The following is a 20,542-nucleotide window of genomic DNA, read 5'->3' on the forward strand; positions in this document are numbered from 1 at the left end:
TTAGATTTGAGATTGAAAGCAAAGCTTGTTTAAATCTATTAAATCTCCTACATTGTTTGTTGCCGAACTTCGCCCTTCAAGTTAGCCGGGAGATTTATTGAAAATCCACTTCAACCACTGCACGAACGATCGCCAAACGCTCAATTTCCGCACACCAGCAACTCGGTTGGCGGCCAGACTTTCAACCGATCGCAAGGCGGCGTATTGCAAGCCCAAAAAACTGTCTACCGGCGCATAAGGGCCCCCCAGAGTAATCGCGCCGGCTGCATATACCCGGCCTTCTGTGTTGCTAGCAGAAGAATTCCGCAATTCGGGCACTTCAAAATCGTTGTTAACACTCAGCCGCCCCAAACCGTTGAGGGGAAGATTGTATTGAACTACCAAATCGTTTAACAGGGGACTGGTTTTTACCTTAGCGTCCAAACCCGTAGCGTCAATAATAAAATCAGCCTCTAACTTAATTTGCCCCTTGAGTTCCTTCTCCTGAATGTACGTCACCGTGCGGTTTTGACTGTCGCGCTCAACTCGCTCGACTTCCCCGAAGGTAATTTGATACCATCCTTGACTTAAACCTTCTTTGACAATCCGCTGCCAGTCGCTGCGCTGGGCTGTGGTAGTGCCGCCCCAGTCGGTGAGCAACTGCGGCCGCAATTCAGGGGCGGCTTGTTCTAAAAGTACGCGGAGTTCCCCGCCCCAGCAAGCTTTCGGCCAGTTGAAAGGTTGAAATTCGTAGTGATTTTCGACTCTTCGCTCAGCGAGTTTAAATTTGTTACCTTGAGGTTTGGGCGATCGCATCAAATGCAATACTTGAATATTGCGGTTCCGCTGTCGCGCTTCGTAAATTCGCTGCACCACCCGCGAAGCCACAATTCCCCGGCCTCTAATTAAAACGCTGCCGCCGCTGGCCTCCAATTTTTCGTAAACGCCGTCGTGCTTTTCGTAAGCGTTGACAACCGACTCAAAATCCTGGGTTTTTTCGCGGTAAGCTTGCAAGTCGGGCAGAAATTGAATGGCGGGATAGCCGGTGGCTAAGTGTACGTATTTGGCGATTAAAAAAGCGTGGTCGCGGTGATCCGCATTCGATCGAGAATAAGCGATCGCGTACCTGCCGTCATCTGTTTTGCGAATTCCCCGCACTCTACCGTAGCGAAACATCTGATTCCACCCAATTCGATCGACTTCCCTGTCAATAGAATCAAACACATTCTCCGCGCGAGGCGTATAAGTTTCGGCAAAAGTCGGTTCAGCAAACACCTGCCACATCAACTTCAACGACATCCCCAAACGCCCTTTGAGCAATTCCTGCCAAGCTTCCCGCAAAGCATAGGGAGGCCAGCCCCAAATGTTGTCTGGACAAGAGTCAGAATTCGATCGTAGGCGTTCCCGCAGCGGAATTTGAGAATTCAGGCACAGACGCAGATAGCGGGCGTAAGGCTGGTTTTCCATGCCCAAAACCGCAATTCGATCGATTTTCACGCCGCAAATTCTCAGCAAATCCACCCAAATAAAGCTGCCCAAACCACCGCCAACGGCAGCCCAATCAACTTCTGTCACAGGGAGTCCCATAGATTGGAGCGATCGCATTGACACTTGAGAAGCTTGCAAAAATTCGATCGGCGGAAATTCTCCCCTACTACTTGTTTGAGGAAGCTGCAACATTATTGGCTGGCCCAACGCGGGATCTGGCCCATTGGTCTGCGGATTAAAGAAAATGTGAAAATTGACCGACGGCGTTTCAGGGGAATTAACAGCAAAAGAAATGCCGATCGCGTAGGGCCCCACTTGCAGCATATCCCCGTTTGCCAGCACGCAACGGGTTTGGCGAATGCCGTTAACAAAAGTACCATTGCGGCTACCAGTGTCAGTAACTAAAATACTGTTACCTTCGGTGCCAATCACTGCGTGAAAGCGAGAAACTTGACTGCTGCTGAGGGCAATTCGAGAAACTCGTTTCCCGTTGATTGTGGCGGGCATAGCTTCAAAAATTCGTCCCAAAGCGATGGGTAAGTCGAGTATCGGGGATCGACAATCCCCCGTAGCTGTATCTGTCCAAGTCAGTCGCAGGCGCAAGGGTTGAGAATTCATGATTATTTTTTAAACATCAGCCGTCGGCTTTGAGCTTCCTGCAAAAAAAGATTTTTGAATTTGAGAGTGTTTAGCGGATAGCCTGATTTTCCGTTTTTCTTAAATCTTGCACCATTGTCAAGAACGGGCAAGATGCCCATTCACAATAGATGAATTTTCTTGTGGAACAGGCCGAAAAGCCTGTTCCTAAACAAGTAATTGAGAATGGTGCAACATCTCCGTTTTTCAAATTTTCACGGAGATATCACCACACTCGCCGCCGCCGCCAAAGAGGTACCGCACCACGGACACCCCGCATTCAACTGCGCGTAAGGCGAAATTCGGCTGCATTTGGGACACTGCAAACCATATTTTGAAGGCCCCGTCGGCTGAAAGTTACCAGGTACAGGAGGCCCAGACAACAAAACTGTCTGCGGCGCGGCTACTTGCACCTCCGTCACATTCACCACCTCAATTTGCACTTGGCCTAAATGGATGTGACTTCCCGAGTTCAATTTTGCTTCGCCTTGGGCGAGAATTTTTCCGTCTACCAGTGGCGGATTGCTTTCGCGCAAATTCCGCACTGCATACTCCTGCAATTCCTGATTAAAAAATATTTCAACGTGCAGCCCCGATACGCTGGGATGCGAAAATACTATATCGCACTTCGCCGGATCGCGCCCTAGCCTCACGGTTCCCGGATTTTTGCTCGGCTGTCCGTTTTCAATTGTTCGAGTTTGACGCACCCCAGCTTCTGTCCATGCTAAAGTGAGCTGGTTTGTCATGATTGTATGGTTTGCTCAAAAAGATAAAAAAATATTAACTGATTTATTTTGAGGACGGAGTTCCTCACCAAAAAACTTAATTATAATTATTGACGCCGAGTCGATCGCACTTCTAAAAATATTATGTACAGCTATACAAAAAAGCCCTGAATTCGGGGCTTTTAGTGCTCGTATTGGCTTTTTTTGAGAGACTTAATCGCGCTTGTCAGCTTTTCTTTCCCGCAAAATTATTGACCGCAGTGCAGCTTGGTTAAAAAATTGCTGTTCAAGATTGGCCAGCGATTGCTAAAAACTAATTCCTGTCGGTTTTCACCTTTGCGAAGCTTTGGTGCGCTAGTGACGAATTTTGGAGGTTTGACGATCGAACTACCTCGGTAACTTCGATCGCCCCACCTCCTCAAACGCTCAATGTCCTAGTGCTATCTCTCACGCTGCAACTGTGCAATCTTTCATTACAGGGCCAGCCTGGAGAGACTTAAGCTTCGCTTTTGCGGCTTTTCCGACCGCCTTCGCGACCAATTTGAGCCATGTGTTCGCGATTTCTGCTGACAGCTTCGCCACCTTTTTGGCCAGCTTGTCTGGCTTCTTCAGGGGTGAATTCGTGTGCAGTTCCTTTCTCGTGTGCAGCTTTTCCGCCTTTGCTAGCAATTGCGCGCTGTTTTTCTGCATCCATAGAAGCGAATCCGCGTTTGCTTTTCTCAGCCATGACTGTCTCCTTGTTTGTTTCTGATTTTTTAGCTCGATCGCGCCTTCGCCTCCCACTGTCGTGGTTACTTCCAGTCAGTGGTGAGATATCCGACGGTAAATTATGAAACCTTATCAGACGAATCTCAGCTTTTGGTTTAACTCGCAGAATTAATTTTTCATAATTTACAAATGTGAACTAAAAATAGTTCACGCCTGGGCACTGTGGTTAGAGCCACCAATGTTTTAAGCTGGTTACTGTCTTTCAATCATTCTATAAACCCCCCCAACTTTTATACCTCTTTCTCAGGTATAGTCATTCTTTAGTTCGCTGGAAGGATGGAACCCAAAGCTGATTGGCGGTAGACTCAGAGGATTTTTCGACTTAACCGCGCCACCTCAAAAATTAAAAGTCCAAAGACGGATGCTTTTTTGGTCTTTTTACTTTTTTTTTGATGCCTTCCGCGCTTGCCAGTTATCCCTATGTTAGTTGGTCTGCCGATCGAGTTGTTTCTGGTAAGCGATATTTTGGGGCGCAGCGCAGGACGTACTCGATCGCACTTATCAAGTTTACCTTATGACCTATCGAAACATAAATCGGCTTTACCCCTGTTTGCGTCCTCAGCGCTGCTCCTACCGTTGATCCCTCCAACAGCAAGGGTTGCCAACTGCCCCGGTCGAGTCCGACTTCTGAATGTTCTCCAATAAATCGATTTTTGGCAACTCCGATCGTGGCAATCCCTGTCAAAACGCCCAAATGGCAGGCAAGACCGAACCTGCGCGGATGGGCTAGTCCTTGACCGTCGCACAATATCAAGTCTGGTCTCAAACTGATATTTTCTAAAGCTTCGAGAACTGCCGGCACTTCTCGAAAAGACAGGAAACCCGGAATATAAGGAAAAGTTGTAGGACTGCGAACTACAGCTTGCTGCTGCAACTGCAAGTCTGGAAAGCTCAGAACTGTTACAGCGGCCCGCGATACCTCGTTTGCACTGTCGTAGCCGACATCTACGCCTGCGACGTAACGAACTGTCTCCAGTTGATTTGCGGTAATTACCTCTGACCGAAGCTGTTCTTGAATGGCGATCGCCTCTTCAATTGTCTGCGGCCAAGGGTGTCGCTGCAACATTTTGATTTCTCTTCAACCGTTCTCATCTAAGATTAACTTATTTTCGGGCATTTTTAAACTCGGATTTTTATCGTTTGTCGGTATAAATTCCCAACTTGCCCAAGGAGTCTTTTTTTCTACTCAGGAGGGTTGAGCAAGGCGGGCCGATGCCAATTCTACAAATAGAGTCTGTACGCCGTAGACTGAAATTCTATCTTTCGCTTGTGCTTGCACCAACCCCTAAAGGTTTTATCAGCACGTCCCTCCAATTTTCTACTCAAAATTTACAAAAAATACCTATTTGATGCTGTTTTTTTAGCTTTCTAGAAAGCTTTCTCTTTCCGATCGCCATTTTATCGCTTCTCAAAGAGCGATCGAGCTATCTATTTACTTCTGCTTTATCTAAAACAAACCTCTTTGTCAAGATGATTGAAACATTTATTCATCAATAATTTCAGCTAGGTACAAATGCCATTGTTCATACCAGAGCCTCAATGTAACGGCAATCTAATATCTTTTTGATTTAAAAAGCTTTCCGACCCTCAAAATCCTATGACTTTTATGAAAAAAATAAAGAAATTTATGAGTTGTTGCACCATTAACCGGAAGTTATAATCTTAGAGAAGAGCGAATAGACAACTAACATCCAGTAAAACAACCTAGCTGAATTAACCTATGAAAACCGTGCAAAGTGTTAAGTACAACCTAGCTCTCTACATCGTCGGTGGCATCGTCTTCATCATCGCCGCCTTAATTTTAAGACCTTTTGCCCTCGTCGGCCCAGGGGAACGCGGCGTTATGATGCGCTTCGGGAAAGTTCAAGACACGATTTTAGATGAAGGCATCCACCCGATTTTACCGATATTCACCTCTGTAAAAACTCTCAGCGTGCGGGTACAAAAAACTGATTTGAAAGCAGATGCAGCCTCCAAAGATTTGCAAAGCATTACTACAGATTTGGCAGTCAACTGGAATGTTGATCCTGCCAAAGTTAATCAAGTTTTCCAACAAGTGGGAGACGAAGAACAAATTGTTACCAGCATTCTGAGTCCGGCAATTTCCGAAGTTCTCAAAGCAGCAACTTCTAAAAAAACCGCAGAAGAAATTATCACTAAGCGCACGGAACTCAAAACAGAAATCGACAACAGTCTCAAAAAGCGTTTGGAACCTTACGGTGTCATTGTCAGAGATGTTTCTTTAATAAATTTTGGCTTTTCTCCAGAATTTAGCAAAGCCATCGAATCCAAACAAATAGCCGAACAAGAAGCTAAACAAGCAGAATTTACAGTTAAAAAAGCCACCCAAGATGCTCAAGCTGAAATTAACCGTGCTAAAGGTAAAGCTGAAGCTCAACGCTTGCAGCGGCAAACATTAACAGCCGAAATTTTGCAGCAGCAAGCGATTGAAAAATGGAACGGCCAGTTTCCGACAGTAATGGGAGGAGGCGGAACTTTGCCATTAATTAATATTGCGCCGCCGACTTCTCAAGCTGCAACTCCTGCTAAATAAGCTGCTGCAGATCATGATTGCCAGGGCGCGGGGAGAAGGGGAGAAGGGGAGAGGGGGAGAGAGTCTGAGGGGGAGAAGAATAGAGGGTTTTTCACTGCGGAAGTGAAGATGTGCTTTTTTAAATGCCGAACAGCAAGGGTAGAAAATACAACTAACCACTAAGGTGAAATCTCGCTTAGTTAAATGCGGAGATATAATTTAGGTTGCGCGAGTCCTGAAAAACGTTACAGTAAGAAACAACTCGGAAATTGTAAAGGTTTGCTTGAAAGTTCGGCTGATGGGAGATCGGGAGAACCAGTCAATTTCTAATTTAGATGAAGTCGGGGATGTCGGCGATCGCCATACTGCGTCAGACGCACTGTGGCTAAGCGATCGAGCTTTGGCCGCTACTAGCAGTGGCATTGTCATTGCTGACGCCAATGCACCCGATTGTCCTATAATTTATTGCAATCCGGCCTTTGAACGGATGACAGGTTACTGTGCCGATGAAATCTTGGGGCGCAATTGCCGATTTTTGCAAGGCCCGGATACCGATCGAACTACTGTAGCTAAGATCCGCGAGGCCTTGCGCCAAGGCCTAGAACTCCAGACAACAATCAAAAATTACCGCAAAGACGGCAGTCCTTTTTGGAGCAAATTGTCGCTATCTCCCGTGCGAGACGACAACGCTAATTTGACTCACTTTGTAGGGATTCAGTCGGACTTGTCGGAACCAATATGTGAAGTGCAGCAAGCATTGCAGCAAGCTAACGACCAACTGCAAACGATTTTGGAAGCAGTTCCGGGAACAGTATCTTGGATTAGCTCGGATTTGCGCTATTTGGGGGTTAACCAGCACTTAGCCAAACTGCATGGTTTGCGGCCGTCGGCTTTTGTCGGTCAAGATATTGGTTTTTTGGGCGCTAGCTCGGATTTTAACTCTTTTGTGGTGGAGTTTTTTGCCGACGACGCTACGGAAGCGGTTAAAGAACTCAGCGTTAAGCTACAAACCGACAGGGGAGAGTCGGAGGGATACTATTTGATTGTGGCTCAAAAGTACGATCAGGGCAAAGCAGCTTGTCTGGTAGGGATTGACATTACCGAGCGCAAGCGGGCAGAAGAAGCTCTGGTGCTGACTCGCAAGGCGGTGGAAAGTTCGAGTGACGCGATCGGCATCAGCGATGCGAACGGCACTCACATCTATCAAAATCAAGCGTTTTCTCAGCTATTTGAATGGGAAACCGCAGAGGAATTTAAACTAGCCGGAGGTATATCGGCAGTTTTTGCTGACCCCGCAGTCGCCAGGGAGGTACTCGACACGATCGCCGAAGGTTATTCTTGGTTTGGTGAAATTACCAACCGCACTAAAAGCGGTGAAACTTTGCAAGTGTTGCTGCGGGCCGATGCTATTAAAGACCGCACAGGGAAAATTGTCGGTCTGATTTACATGAATACCGATATTACCGACCAAAAGCGCACGGAACAAGAGCTGCGGCAAAGCGAGAAGCGCTTTCGATCGCTGATTGAAAATGCTAGAGACATTATTGTGATTCTCGACGAGAAAGGCTTTTGCCGCTATGTATCTCCTTCCCTAGAGCGGATTTTGGGCTACCCGACGGCGGAAATCCTCGGCAGATCTATATTTGACTTGATTCACCCTGACGAATTGCTGATAGTGGATCAAGTGTTCAAAGGTGTCATGCAAACGCCGAGAGTTAGCCTGGGAATGGCGGAATACCGAGTGCAGCACAAGGACGGTTCCTGGTGCGTGTTGGAAGCGGTGGCGACGAATTTGCTCAACGAACCTTCGGTGCGGGGAATTGTGGTCAACTGTCACGACGTGACTGAGCGCAAGATGGCTGAAGAACAACTGTTGCACGATGCTTTACACGATGCGCTGACAGAGTTGCCGAACCGTGCTTTGTTGACTGACAGGTTGGGACAAGCTTTTGCCCGCGCCCAACGGCATCCGAGCGAGCAGTTTGCGGTGCTGTTTCTGGATTTGGACAGGTTTAAGGTGATTAATGACAGTCAGGGACACCGCACGGGCGATCGGCTGTTGGTGGCTGTGGCTCGCCGTCTCTTGACTTGTTTGCGGCCAGGCGATACGGTGGCTCGTCTGGGGGGAGATGAGTTTGTAATTTTGCTGGAAGAAATTCACGGTGTTGATGAGGCGATCGCCCAAGCAAAGGAAATTCTCAAAACGATCGAACGACCGCTTTATTTGGAAGGTAATAAAGTTTTAATTACTGCTAGCATCGGCATTGCTTTAAGTACCAACAAATATCAGTGGCCGGGAGATATTTTGCGCGATGCTGATATTGCGATGTACCGGGCAAAAGCTCTGGGTAAAGCTCGCTACGAAGTTTTTACCAGTGCGATGCACACTCGGGCTGTGGCTTTGATGCACTTGGAACACGATTTGCGGGAGTCGGTTGAAGAACTAAATTTGAAATATTCGATAGTGGATTTCGGATGTGTGGCGGTGGAGGAAAACTCACCGATGAGCGAAATAGAGCGGAAGTTGGATCGTCCGAAATCGCCATTGGCTCCTTATAAATTGGAATGTCCTTTTACTGTTTATTATCAGCCGATCGTTTGTTTAAAAAGCGGATCAGTTATCGGATTTGAGGCGCTGGTGCGCTGGCTGCACCCGGAAAGGGGTTTAGTTTCCCCGATGGAATTTATTGCGATGGCGGAGGAAACAGGGTTAATTACGCCTTTGGGTTTGTGGGTTTTGAACGAAAGCTGTCGCCAAATTATTAAGTGGCAGAGTTTGAATTTACCTGTGGGAAATTCGCCGCTGACTGTAGCAGTAAATCTTTCGGGGAGACAGTTTGCGGAACCGGAATCGATCGAGCAAATTAAGCAAGTTTTGCAGGAAACGGGTGTTGATGCTCGCTGTTTGAAGTTGGAGATTACTGAGACTGTGGTGATGGAAGATGGGGAAGCGGCGGCGGCGATGCTTTCGCAGTTGAGAGACTTGGGGATCGGGCTGTGTATTGATGATTTCGGTACTGGTTATTCGTCTCTGAGTTATTTGCACAAGTTCCCGATTAATATTTTGAAGGTCGATCGCTCTTTTGTCAGTCGCATTGGGGAAATGGGCGAAAATTTGGAAATCGTGCGGGCGATCGTCATGCTGGCCCGCAGTTTGGGGATGGAGGTAGTGGCAGAAGGTGTCGAAACCGCTGTCCAATTGGCTCAAATGCGGGCGATCGGCTGCGAGTACGGTCAAGGGTACTTTTTCTCTAAACCTCTCGATAGTGAGGCAGCTACAGCCTTGTTGAGGCGATCGCCCAAATGGTGAACTGAACTAAATATTTAACCGGATCAAATTGCTTGATTGTCAATAAGGGCGATCGATCTTTTCTTACTCAATGCCTTGAGTGTTAAAATTCAAATTTAGTATAATAGCAAACTATAGAGATAGGTAAAAATATATGTCTCAATCTATTGTGCCAGCAGTCGAAGACAAACAGATCGATACTTCGCCGACATTAACTTTTGAAGAGTACAGAGTTTATCAAAGCAATGACGATGTACAATATGAATTGTACAAAGGCAAATTAATACCGATGGCAACGGCTAGCGCATTACATACAAGCATCTGCGAATTTTGGGTTTACAAATTGCAGCGTTACCTAGCTGAATATAATCTGGATTTAGTCGTAAAAACTTCTGTGGGAGTCAGAACAGAAGATGCTACATCCCGCATTCCCGATGTAGTTGTTTGCACAGAAAGTTTGTGGCAACAAGTTCTTGCCAGACCCGGTTCTGGCATCTTAGACTTGAGCGAAACACCTTTATTTGTAGTAGAAGTAGTGAGCCAAGATCGGCGAGCTGATTATGTACTTAAACGAACAGAATACGAACAGGCTAACGTGCCGGAATATGTGATTGTTGATCCGACACAAAACAGACAGCGGGTGCGAGTTATGGCATTTCCCGAAGGTGATGACGTTTATACACAGGTAGATTACTTGCCGGGTGAGGAAATAATATCTGTAGTATTTCCCAATATGAGATTATCAGTCAATGAAATTTTAGATCCGCCATTGGTAGAAGGGTTAATTAAGGCAGAACAAGCTCAATTGCAGCAACTACAAACAGTCGAACAACGCGCTGAAAGATTGGCGGCGAGGTTGCGGGAACTGGGCATAGATCCTGATGCTGTGTAGGAAATTGAATGAACTACGTGAAGCGAAGATATCCCGCAGGGAATCGCCCTTGACGTATCTCAATCATCTATAGCCATCCTAAATCATTTGTGAATTTCTTACTCCTTCCCCTTGATAAAGGGAGGGTTGGGGTGGGGTCAAAAATTTACGACTCCTGCAAGGATTGCTATAGCGGCAAGTCGTGGAGTCAAGAATGGCAATCTTTGCCGAACCGAAGCCTATACTCTTAAAATCAAAATTGAGTATAATAGAAAACTATCGAGATAGGTAAAAATATATGTCTCAATCTATTGTGCCAGCAATCGAAGAAAAACAGCTCGATACTTCGCTGACCTTAACTTTTGAAGAATACCGATTTTATCAAGGAGAATCTGATGTAAAATATGAACTGTACAAAGGCAAATTAATCCCGATGCCAACAGCCACAATTTTACACATCAAAATTTGCGAATATTTAGTTTACCAATTGCAGCGTTACCTAGCTGAACACAATCTCGACTTAGTAGTAAAAACTGGTTTGGGAGTGAGAACAGATGAAGATAAATCTCGGATTCCCGATGTAGTTGTCTGCACTCAAAGTCTTTTGGAACAAGCTGCTGCTAGACCAGGTGCAGGTATCCTCGAATTTGATGAAAAGCCGCTGTTAGTGGTAGAAGTAGTCAGCGAAAATCGCCGCGAAGATTACGTGATTAAACGCGGAGAGTACGAATTAGCGAATGTGCCAGAATATTGCATTGTTGACCCTAAAACTGGCAAGCAAAAAATCCGGCTTTTTGCATTGATTGAAGGTGAAGATGGTTACACGTATACAGATTTCTTGCCGGGTGATGAAATGGAATCTGTAGTATTTCCCAATCTGAGATTATCAGTCAATGAAATTTTAGATCCGCCATTGGTGGAAGGGTTAATTAAGGCCGAACAAGCTCAATTGCAGAAAGCTGAAAGGTTGGCGGCGAGGTTGCGGGAGTTGGGCGTAGATCCTGATGCTGTGTAGGAAATTGGATGAAGTACGTGAAGCGAATTTATCCCGCAGGGAATCGCCCTTGACGTATCTTAATCATCTAGCGGCAAGTCGCGCAGGAAATAAAAGCGATCGCTTTGCCAATTTTCTCCTTTAATTCGCCCCACATAATTTGTCAAAGGAGAGGAAAGCTCAACGAGAATTTCGTGCAAGTCTTTGGGTGATAACGGTCTAAGTGCATTAGACATTGAATAAGCACCACTAACAGCCTCGACACTTGCTCGTTCAAAACCACTCTTTTCCTGATACTTTTTCAAACTATGCAGAACATCTGATCGCACTTTAATTTCTTGTTCAACTTGCTCAATATATTTAGCAACTTCATCATCAGATTGTCCCGGTTTTAAGTATTCTTTCAGTTTAAATAAGTCCACCGAGTTAGGATAGTTGCTTTGAAGTTTAACCAATTTCTCAAGCGTTTCAGGGTTCATAATTGCCATACCGTGTACTTTGGCTGCATCCATAAGTTGAGTAGTTGGAACGCCAGGGCCAATAATCAACTTAGTTGCTTTGGCGAGGGTTTCTTGATCTTTGAGGCGTAGCGTTCCTAAATTCAGCAATTGAACTGCTGTATCATTAGGGATTTTTTTACCGGCTTTGCACTCGCCAACTAAGGGGTAAGGTTTGGAGCATAATAAATCTAAGCCGCCAGCACCACCTTTGTGAGCATAATCTATGGTAAATCCCAAAAACTCAAGGCTATCGCGCACTACAATTTCAAAGTCTGTTCCTGCTTGATAGTTGCTTTTGTTTGTATCTAGTTCTTTGGTGCGATTTCCCAAAGTTGCTATGGTATTTATCCAAGCTAAATCCGGTTTGATTGGTTTTACAGGCTTATCGCTACTCCAACCGAGAAATATTTTGATTTCTGCGTCTAGTTGTTTGGCTTTTGGGTTGGTAGTGGATAAATGCACTAATGCACTTTGCAAATCTTCCCATTCTGGATGTTCAGGAGGCTCTAATTTTTCCAGCTTTTGACGGCGTTTGGCAAAGATAGACTCACTCAACACTGGCGTTGCATCAGTAACGTTTAGAGACTTTGGCAAAGATACAAAATTGCCGCTGGGATGCACTGGCATTTCCAGTGGCTGAGGTAGCAGATAGACGCGAAGATAAGCTAGAAAAATATAAGGTTTTTCTAGGAGAGTTTGCTGTAATGCCTCTGTTGTCCAGACTGTTAACTGCGACAAAGCCTCTAATGATTCTGGATCATTCAGCATTTGGCATAATTCGCATTTAGCCCAAGCTTTTATCAAAACCGTTTCAGAATTTAACTGAGCAAGTGCGTTTTTAGCGACGGGCAAAAAACTTGAGCGATAATGTTGCTCGTGGGGTAGCAAATTAATCGAGATATTGGCGGGGTACAAAGCAAACTTCTGCCCCGGATTAATGAATTTCCGGGGCATAGCCACAATTAATCGCCCTAAAATTAACGCCTCAACATCAGCAGCAGGTAGACGCAGAGCATTGTACATCGAAACAGATATACTCATGATCAACTAAATAAATCACTCAAATCATCCGATTCATCTGTATTGTCAATAGTCGGCGGATTAAGAAGGTCTTCTAAAAGTTGACGTTCATCTTCATCATCAACAACAGGCATGATACCAGATGGATCGCTCAATATCTCTCGCAGTAAAGGATTGTCAAAAGTTAGCTGCTTCTGAGAGATGAAATCAAAAACTTGATTTTCCGTTAAATTATAGTCTCTGCACTTTTTACAAACAGAATAAACAGCGATTAAAGGTTTTATTTGCTCTTCTATTAAATCTGCGATTTCACCACCTCTTTCTTGAGGTGAGACAAGTTGTTCAAGTAACTTGTATGCTTGAGCAGTCTTCTTTATTGTTTCGATTTTGGCTTGAGAACGGACTAAACAACCGCGAGTTAAGTCAAATCTTTCGTAATCTATTAAGCGCCTCAATCCTGCAACTAATTCATTTTGAGAAGACTGGATTACTGCAATGCCAATTTTGACCACTTTTCCATTTTCTGTGCCAATAACTTTGAAGTTAATACAATCATTATTTTTGGCTTTTGGCTTGATTTCAGTAGTAACCTCTTCAATCAACACTCCTTCGATTGTCTGACCTTTCAACGTTTCAAAACCAAAGCAAAGAGCTTTAGCAATTAGGGAGTTATTCTCCATATAGTCTACGAGACCTGATTCAAGTTCCATGAGAGCAAGTTCAAATCGCTCAAAAGGATCTTCTGGAAGAGCAGGTCTAGAAACTTTAAAATTCTCTTCACACCATGTCAAAGCTTCCCGTACCGCTGGCTTATTTGTGCCGTATTCTTTGAGTTGATTCTCTTCAAAAGGATATAGCTGATTGTGAGGCTTTAAATCCCTGAATTCATAGAAATCTTTCAGCCACAAAGTTACTATCTCTATCATTGAATTGCCATCAAGAAAGTTTAATTCAATTGGCTTTCCTTTTGTATATGTTGATAGTCGAGCTGGTGTACCGCCCGACATCAGCTTGATTTTATGTGTCCAAGTATTGGGCAGCATTACTGTGAGAATGACAACTCCTTGACCGAGTTCCGATTGATTGAGAGTATCGTGGAGGCGTTTAACTAAATCAGCAATTACCATTTCTGTTGGCAAGCCATCATCAGTAGAGTTGTTTTTGACATCTATTTCATCAAAACAAATGATGACTGGGTTGTAGCAACTCACCAAATTCACTATTTGCTGAACTGTATTAAGAGCTTCAGCTTCTCTATCTTGATTGGTTTTACCAGAATTTGCTGGCAATCCCAGTTCCTCAGCCTTAGACTTATCTAGTTCCTCACCTGACAACCATTTGATTGCAAAGGCTGACTGAATTTTTGAAAGCGTCCACAAAACAGCACGAATAATATAAGGATCAGCATTAGGCTTTGTTTGGCAAACTTTTTGACTCATAGTGTTCATAAAACTCCTATTTTTAGCCGCCCAACTAGCACATACTTTATCAAATCGGTCAAGAAAATTGGCGGGTGAAAGGTTTGGAGCATCAGCATTTATAGCTTTCAAGCCTTGATTTGCCATTGCGGCAGCTACTTCCTGCCACTGCATCACCCCTTGATTAACTGGGTGACTCAAACTATTTGCTAAGGTTTGCTGAAATTGGTACTTAATCAAGTTTAAGTCGGTGTAATTATTGACGCTTGCATAGACAAACAAAGCGCCACCATCTCGTTCTAGTCGATAGCGAATGCGAGCGAGAACATGGCTTTTACCGACTCCTTGCGGAGCAGTTAGGGCAAGGGAACTAACTTTATCTTGACTGGATTGACTGGTTCGCACCAGCTCAACGGCCTGAAAAACTGCATCAGAAGCGTGTTTGTTGAGAGTGGGAACATCGGGGAATCCTTTTCCCCAAATATCCTGCTCTTTGACAATGCCAGTTTTGCTAAATGGATTGTGACTTTGGATGGCAGCTTTGAGGGATTCTATGGGAGATGCGGCTGAATTTTCCATAATGATTGGGTGTGAGGTAACAAACTACAAAAAGATTCAGGGTAATTTTAGGCGTTCAAGCGCTTGGCGTAGTTACGAAATCCAACGCCAGAAATGGTGATTGAGTCCTCGCGTTTGTCTGCAGTGATGTCTGGCATTTCTCCAGACATTAGCTGAAAAATATCTTGAGCCTGCATTTTCAGTAGCCACTCATTGAACTCCGATCGCCCTACCCTTTCCCCGATCGCCCGACGCATCCGATAAATCGGCACTAAATCGTCTAAGTTATAATCCCGGTTCAACCTGTCATACACATCGAGCGCCACAGCCTTAAAATCGTCATAGGATGCGATCGTCCCTACATCCCCCTTCTTTTTCTCAACCGCAACACTCGCCGCACCATCCTGATGCCGAATCCACTTCAACAAAGAATTTCCCAGCCGAGTACCAATTTGAGAACCATCAAACTCAAACAGAGAATCCTTACTTTTCAAGCCTTCCGCTAAAACTTCTTTCCCCTTCGCGCTCAATTCCACCAGCGTCACCCGATTTACCAGCGAATACTCGATCGCCCCAGTCGCCTGCAACTCGCCCAGCACTTCCAGATATCTCTGACTCGTCTCATTAGTGCGAACAATCCGCTTAGTCAACTCCCCCTTTTTCACCTTCATCTTCCCGCCGCTCAAATCCCACAAATTCAGCAGTACCCGAACTTTCGCCTTCGCATCCCACACCGCTTGCTCTTCGGGTGTCAAAGTCTTAGACACCGCAATTTCATCTTTCTCAGACATATCTATACCTTTAAATACTTGTTTTTACTTTTAAAGTTTACCAGAAACCTTGCTGGCAAACATTTAAACTTTTCCGCCAAAATCCGCGCGAGGCTACGCACAACTTATGCAAATTTCATTTAAAAATAATAGGCATTGACTAAAATCTGATTATTTGATAAAATATCGGATCGAATGAGCGATCGCACCTCCAATTCTCCGCCACAAATAAGATAGAAACCATCTGAAGCACAGCCCGCTACCTCCTAGCAACCTCAACAAATGTAGCGATCCCAACCGCAGCTAACAACCAGCAAACCAGCTTAACTGCGACTTTAGTTCAATGCCGGATTCAGTCTTTAGAAAGACGAATTCAACCTAAACATCTTGTTACATTGCAATGGCAATCAAAACATTGAACAACACTTTACCCATGAAAACTATTCCCGACCAAATTTCCAACATCAAAGAAAAACTTCCCGACGTTACTCCGACCCCTCCCGGTTTAAAAGCTCAAGCATCTAGTCACGACCTCAAAGCCCGTTTAGATTGGGGCGAACCCGGACTCACAATCATCGACGCCCGCGATTTTGAAAGCTTCACAAAAAGCCACATTACCGGCGCCGTAATGATGCCAATGGACGAATTAGTCGCACGAGCACAATCGAGTTTAGAACCCATCCGCGATATCTACATCTACGGCGAAAACGACCAACAAACCGCCGAAGCCGCCAATCTTCTCCGCGCAGCAGGCTTTAGAAAAGTAGCCGAACTAAAAGGCGGAATTCCTGCTTGGAAAGCCATTGACGGCCCCATCGACGGCGCTCAGGAACACAATACTCCCGGCCCCGACGCCTACAACGTTTTCTCTCGCTTGCAACACCACGCCGAAGCTCAGAAAATCAACAAATAATCACACCAAATACCTAGATACCCGACTTATTGAAGAAGTTGGGTATCTAACCAAATAATTCGTTTGTAGTAAGGAATCGAGCTCTCTCTTAAAGCTTGCAGTCACTAAGCACTAAAGTCCTTACTACAAACTTAATTGCGATCGTATAACCGGACTAGATATTAACATTCGCGGACGCAAAAAGTGCTTTAACAGGCCACTTATAGCGTAAAGTGAACAATGAACATCCTACATAAACAAGTGTGTGTATCCAAGACTGATTAACACTCCTTCCTCGCGTCCAAAAATGCTTTGACTTCCCTTAAAATTTGCCGATTCCCATCAAAAGTAATCAGCTTAACTGCATCCTCAAAGGAACTCCAGGCCGAATTTTGAACTTCCTCTACTTGCAACTGAACTTCCATTGAATTTACAAAAGCCAAAAAGTAAGTAACAGTCTTTTCAATTGATTCTCCTTCCTTTGCAGAGGAATAATGTTCCACAGAACTAGGCTTCCCTTCCTTAACAAAGGAATAACGTTCCACAAAACTAGGCTCCTCAAGCACTTCACAATCGCGGATGCCAGTTTCCTCCTCAAACTCTCGCTTCGCCGTTTCTAGCGCCGATTCTCCCTGATTCGCGTGACCTTTTGGAAACGCCCAATGTCCGGCTTGATGTTGAATTAACAAAAACAAACTATCAGTTTCAGTCGCAAAAACTGGTACAATGCCAAAAGCTTCATCTTTCATCTTTTTACTGACACGATTTTACATATCAAAACTAATATTACCACCCCAACCGAGTCGGCTGTTCATAAACGCGCTTCAAAGTGTTGACATCCCTCGCAGAAATAGGCGGAGGATTTCTCACTTGAGAAAAATAAAGCACATCAGTTTCCATCAAACTGTGACCCCAAATTCCCAAAGCGTGACCCAACTCGTGCCGCGCCGTCGCCCGAACATACTTACCCACTTGATTCGGATTCAAATAAACCGAAAACCGATGAGATAACACTGTTTTATCCCCATCCCGACGGGCATACAATTCATAGGTAGCCTCTCCAGAACGCGATCGTAAAACCCCTTGACGCAAAGGCGGAGCCCGACGTAAGATCCTAATATCAGCCACCTCCGAACTATCCACCACTTCCAAGGGTAAATAAACCCCCCATTCCCGCACCACATCCAACACAGCCGCCACCCATTCTTCAGACTTATTAGCATCAACTGGACGCTCAACATAAACCTGAATCGGAAACTTAGACCATAGCAAATGACCGAAATTCGGTGGCTTAACCTGGTCAAAATAATCACCGCTATCCGTGGAATCTTGCCAATTCGCTAGCATTGGCGGCAAAGGGTGAACCTGTGGATGCGGCAAACTATTCGGGAGAGGAGAAAGACTCGCCGCCGGAGTATTAACCTGACTAAAAATTATCAGGCTAAAACAACATAAAGCCAATCCCAAACCAGCCAGCAATCGAGATTTTACCGTAACTTTCCACAACCGCATTTTGCAACCGCAGATAGACACAAATAAACGCAGATGAACTTGAGATTATCTGCGTCTATCTGCGTTCATCTGCGGTTAAAAATCCAAATCTTATAACTTAGGCGTCAACCAACCAGCACTCAAAATCACAGTCAAACCCATAAAAACAATAGACAGACCCCAAGTAATCCGGTTCAGACTTGTTTCTGCACTTTTGGCGCTGGTAAACAATTGAGCTTGTCCGCCAATCCCTCCAATGCCATCGCCTTTAGGACTGTGCAGCAACACAAAAATCACAAGTCCTAAAGCAGACAAAGACCAGATAACTTGTAACACAGAAACAATATTCATAATCTGGAGTAATTGGTAATTAGTAATCGGTAATTTATTATCATATCAAATTTGGTCGATCGCACACAATTTATGCAGAGACACTCCAAGAGCCCAAGGCGTGTCAACTTAAGCCTGAAAGCCTTGATAAATCTCGTTTTTACCTGAGTCCCGATCCCCCTAAATCCCCCTTAAAAAGGGGGACTTCGATCCATTTCCGGTTCCCCCCTTCTTAAGGGGGGCTAGGGGGGATCTAGGCTTAATAGTCAAACAGCAATTCTGTGACTGGGTTTGACGTTAAATTGACACGAAGAAGGGCGAAAGCCTTTGTCCCTACTGCTGCTGCGTCCCTACTACAATCGGACTCGCACAGGAGTGCGATTGGCGCGAACTTCAAACTCAGCCGATCGAATCATAGAACGTCCCGTCATCTCCGAGGGCTGAGGCAACCTCAACAGCTCCAGAATCGTCGGCGCAATATCCGCCAAACAACCATCCGCCCTCAGAGGAACATCCGTTCCGTGACCCGGAATCTTCCGACCTTCGCCTTCTACCAGAATAAACGGCACCGGGTTAGTAGTGTGAGCCGTCCAGGGATTCCCGTCGTCGTCAAACATCTGCTCAGCATTTCCGTGGTCAGCAATAATAATTGCCGTACCTCCAGCTTTACTAATGGCGCTCAACAGCCGCCCCAAACATTTATCCACAGTTTCGATCGCAATTATCGTCGCATCCATCATCCCCGTATGACCAACCATATCCGGGTTAGCATAGTTAATCACCATAAACGAATAGATGCCTCTTTCCAAAGCCGTCACCACCCCATCCGTCACCAAGTCCGCCGACATCTGGGGCGCCTCATCGTAAGTCCCCACCATCGGACTCTGCACCAACTCGCGGTGTTCCCCAATAAAAGGCTCTTCCAGACCCCCATTAAAAAAATAAGTCACATGAGCGTACTTTTCAGTTTCCGCCGTCCGCAACTGCTGCAAACCGTGCTTAGAAATCACCTCGCCCAGAATATTGTTCAAATTCTGCGGTTCAAAAGCCACCATTACCGAGAGTTTGGGGTCGTACTGAGTAAAAGTCGCAAACGCCAGGGAATCAATTAACTGCCGTTCAAACCCCTTAAAATCCGGCGCCACAAAAGCCTGAGTCAATTCTCTAGCCCTGTCCGGGCGAAAATTGAAGAAAATCATCCCATCGCCGGATGCCACGGCTCCCCGCGCAATTCGAGTCGGAACTGCAAACTCGTCGGTCACTCCTTCAGCATAAGAGGCCTGCAACACATCCACAGCCGATCGACCGTCAGGCGCACCCTCAGTCGTCATCATCTCGTAAGCGCGTTGCACCCGATCCCAGCGCTTGTCCCTGTCCATCGCGTAGTAGCGGCCGCTAATGGTCGCAATCCGACCCACCCCGACCTCTGCGATATAACTTTCAATCTTGCCTAAAGCTTCGACACCCTCTTTCGGAGTAGTATCACGACCGTCTGTAATCGCGTGAATGCAAACCTCAGAAATTCCCTGTGCCTTTGCTAATAGCAGCAAACCCTTAATATGACTGAGATGGGAATGAACCCCACCTTCAGAACAAAGACCAGTCAGGTGCAACTTGCCGCCCGTGGCGCAGACTTTTTCGCAAAGCTCAACCAGCGCGCGGTTGTTGAGCAAAGAACCATCTTCCACTGCATCCGAGATCCGCACCAACTCTTGAGGAACCACGCGGCCCGCGCCCAGATTCAAGTGACCAACCTCTGAGTTACCCATTTGCCCGTCTGGCAGCCCTACCGCCCGGCCCGCTGTTTTAATCAGAGTTCTGGGATAAGCGGCCCAGAGACTGTCCATCACGGGTGTTTTTGCAGCGGCGATCGCATTTCCGTCTTTTTCTTCACGATAACCCCAGCCGTCTAGAATAATCAGCACTACAGGAGATACAGACGCTTGTGCCATGCGAATACCTTATTTACAATAATTAATTTCTCGATCGTCATGATTGCCGATTTTGCGGGACATCTGCCGCTAATCAGTTTACATATTTTCTCGGCTCCGGCTGAACACAGCCCACCAAAATTCCCTTAGCCACAGTATTTTGGGAACTAATCTCGACCTGCTTTGGGAATTGTTTAATTGATTGCCTTGCCCTGTACTGTGAATGCACAGTCCGAGGCTGTTACCGATCTCACCAACAGCGACCCTGCTTTTGCCACCGCATTTTCACGAATTGTTCAACGGTAGGTTGCTATTTAAACACTAAGGAGAGTACCACAGATGGCGGACT

The 20,542-nt window shown here is 45.6% G+C and carries 16 protein-coding genes; 5 read left to right on the forward strand and 11 right to left on the reverse strand.

All coding sequences use genetic code 11. The features are described from left to right. Positions 1-81: 81 nt before the first annotated feature. The 4 genes from QUB37_RS15530 to nfi form a co-directional block, all read right to left on the reverse strand. Positions 82-2,085 (reverse strand): FHA domain-containing protein, encoded by a 2,004-nt coding sequence (locus QUB37_RS15530; protein ID WP_333163419.1) that lies wholly within the window; start codon positions 2,083-2,085, stop codon positions 82-84. A 233-nt stretch (positions 2,086-2,318) separates the two neighbouring features. Further along, entirely contained in the window at positions 2,319-2,849 is a 531-nt protein-coding gene (locus tag QUB37_RS15535; protein WP_333163421.1) for an FHA domain-containing protein, read from the reverse strand. A 475-nt stretch (positions 2,850-3,324) separates the two neighbouring features. Further along, positions 3,325-3,555, reverse strand: a complete 231-nt coding sequence (locus tag QUB37_RS15540) for a KGG domain-containing protein (protein ID WP_006631632.1) — start codon at positions 3,553-3,555, stop codon at positions 3,325-3,327. Between the two features lie 459 nt (positions 3,556-4,014). Then, positions 4,015-4,662: a deoxyribonuclease V gene (gene nfi / locus QUB37_RS15545; protein ID WP_333163423.1), complete on the reverse strand. Its 648-nt coding sequence runs from the start codon at positions 4,660-4,662 to the stop codon at positions 4,015-4,017. A 654-nt stretch (positions 4,663-5,316) separates the two neighbouring features. Between nfi and QUB37_RS15550 the strand changes: the two genes are divergently transcribed. From QUB37_RS15550 to QUB37_RS15565, 4 genes are all read left to right on the forward strand, one after another. Continuing rightward, positions 5,317-6,150 carry a prohibitin family protein gene (locus QUB37_RS15550; RefSeq protein ID WP_333163425.1) on the forward strand — a complete coding sequence of 278 codons (834 nt, stop codon included), beginning with the start codon at positions 5,317-5,319 and terminating at the stop codon, positions 6,148-6,150. Between the two features lie 277 nt (positions 6,151-6,427). Further along, positions 6,428-9,439 (forward strand): EAL domain-containing protein, encoded by a 3,012-nt coding sequence (locus QUB37_RS15555; protein ID WP_333163427.1) that lies wholly within the window; start codon positions 6,428-6,430, stop codon positions 9,437-9,439. 133 nt (positions 9,440-9,572) lie between these two features. Next, on the forward strand, positions 9,573-10,310 hold the full coding sequence (locus tag QUB37_RS15560; protein WP_333163429.1) for a Uma2 family endonuclease: 738 nt from the start codon (positions 9,573-9,575) through the stop codon (positions 10,308-10,310). Positions 10,311-10,587: 277 nt separating this feature from the next. After that, positions 10,588-11,304 carry a Uma2 family endonuclease gene (locus tag QUB37_RS15565; protein ID WP_333163432.1) on the forward strand — a complete coding sequence of 239 codons (717 nt, stop codon included), beginning with the start codon at positions 10,588-10,590 and terminating at the stop codon, positions 11,302-11,304. A 59-nt stretch (positions 11,305-11,363) separates the two neighbouring features. Here the strand turns inward: QUB37_RS15565 and QUB37_RS15570 are convergent, their stop codons facing one another. The 3 genes from QUB37_RS15570 to QUB37_RS15580 all read right to left on the reverse strand — a co-directional run bounded on the left by QUB37_RS15570 (position 11,364) and on the right by QUB37_RS15580 (position 15,570). Next, positions 11,364-12,824, reverse strand: a complete 1,461-nt coding sequence (locus QUB37_RS15570) for a DUF1802 family protein (protein WP_333163434.1) — start codon at positions 12,822-12,824, stop codon at positions 11,364-11,366. A gap of 2 nt (positions 12,825-12,826) precedes the next feature. Then, complete coding sequence (locus QUB37_RS15575) at positions 12,827-14,503, reverse strand: ATP-binding protein (RefSeq protein ID WP_333163435.1); 1,677 nt, start codon at positions 14,501-14,503, stop codon at positions 12,827-12,829. 344 nt (positions 14,504-14,847) lie between these two features. Continuing rightward, a complete protein-coding gene (locus tag QUB37_RS15580; protein WP_333163437.1) occupies positions 14,848-15,570 on the reverse strand; it encodes a hypothetical protein in 723 nt (240 codons plus the stop codon). 379 nt (positions 15,571-15,949) lie between these two features. Here QUB37_RS15580 and QUB37_RS15585 point away from each other — a divergent pair, with 379 nt between their 5' ends. Continuing rightward, the gene (locus tag QUB37_RS15585; RefSeq protein WP_333163439.1) at positions 15,950-16,462 is read left to right on the forward strand and encodes a rhodanese-like domain-containing protein; all 513 of its coding nucleotides are present in this window, start codon (positions 15,950-15,952) and stop codon (positions 16,460-16,462) included. A gap of 260 nt (positions 16,463-16,722) precedes the next feature. Here the strand turns inward: QUB37_RS15585 and QUB37_RS15590 are convergent, their stop codons facing one another. The 4 genes from QUB37_RS15590 to gpmI all read right to left on the reverse strand — a co-directional run bounded on the left by QUB37_RS15590 (position 16,723) and on the right by gpmI (position 20,214). After that, the gene (locus QUB37_RS15590) at positions 16,723-17,190 is read right to left on the reverse strand and encodes an NUDIX domain-containing protein (protein WP_333163441.1); all 468 of its coding nucleotides are present in this window, start codon (positions 17,188-17,190) and stop codon (positions 16,723-16,725) included. A 37-nt stretch (positions 17,191-17,227) separates the two neighbouring features. Beyond that, a complete protein-coding gene (locus QUB37_RS15595; protein ID WP_333163443.1) occupies positions 17,228-17,953 on the reverse strand; it encodes a peptidase in 726 nt (241 codons plus the stop codon). Positions 17,954-18,043: 90 nt separating this feature from the next. Beyond that, positions 18,044-18,283, reverse strand: a complete 240-nt coding sequence (secG, locus tag QUB37_RS15600) for a preprotein translocase subunit SecG (protein ID WP_333030803.1) — start codon at positions 18,281-18,283, stop codon at positions 18,044-18,046. A 332-nt stretch (positions 18,284-18,615) separates the two neighbouring features. After that, positions 18,616-20,214 (reverse strand): 2,3-bisphosphoglycerate-independent phosphoglycerate mutase, encoded by a 1,599-nt coding sequence (gene gpmI / locus QUB37_RS15605; RefSeq protein WP_333163446.1) that lies wholly within the window; start codon positions 20,212-20,214, stop codon positions 18,616-18,618. Between the last annotated feature and the right edge of the window lie 328 nt (positions 20,215-20,542).

It is taken from the genome of Microcoleus sp. AT3-A2 (genome assembly GCF_036705685.1).
Classification (GTDB): domain Bacteria; phylum Cyanobacteriota; class Cyanobacteriia; order Cyanobacteriales; family Microcoleaceae; genus Microcoleus.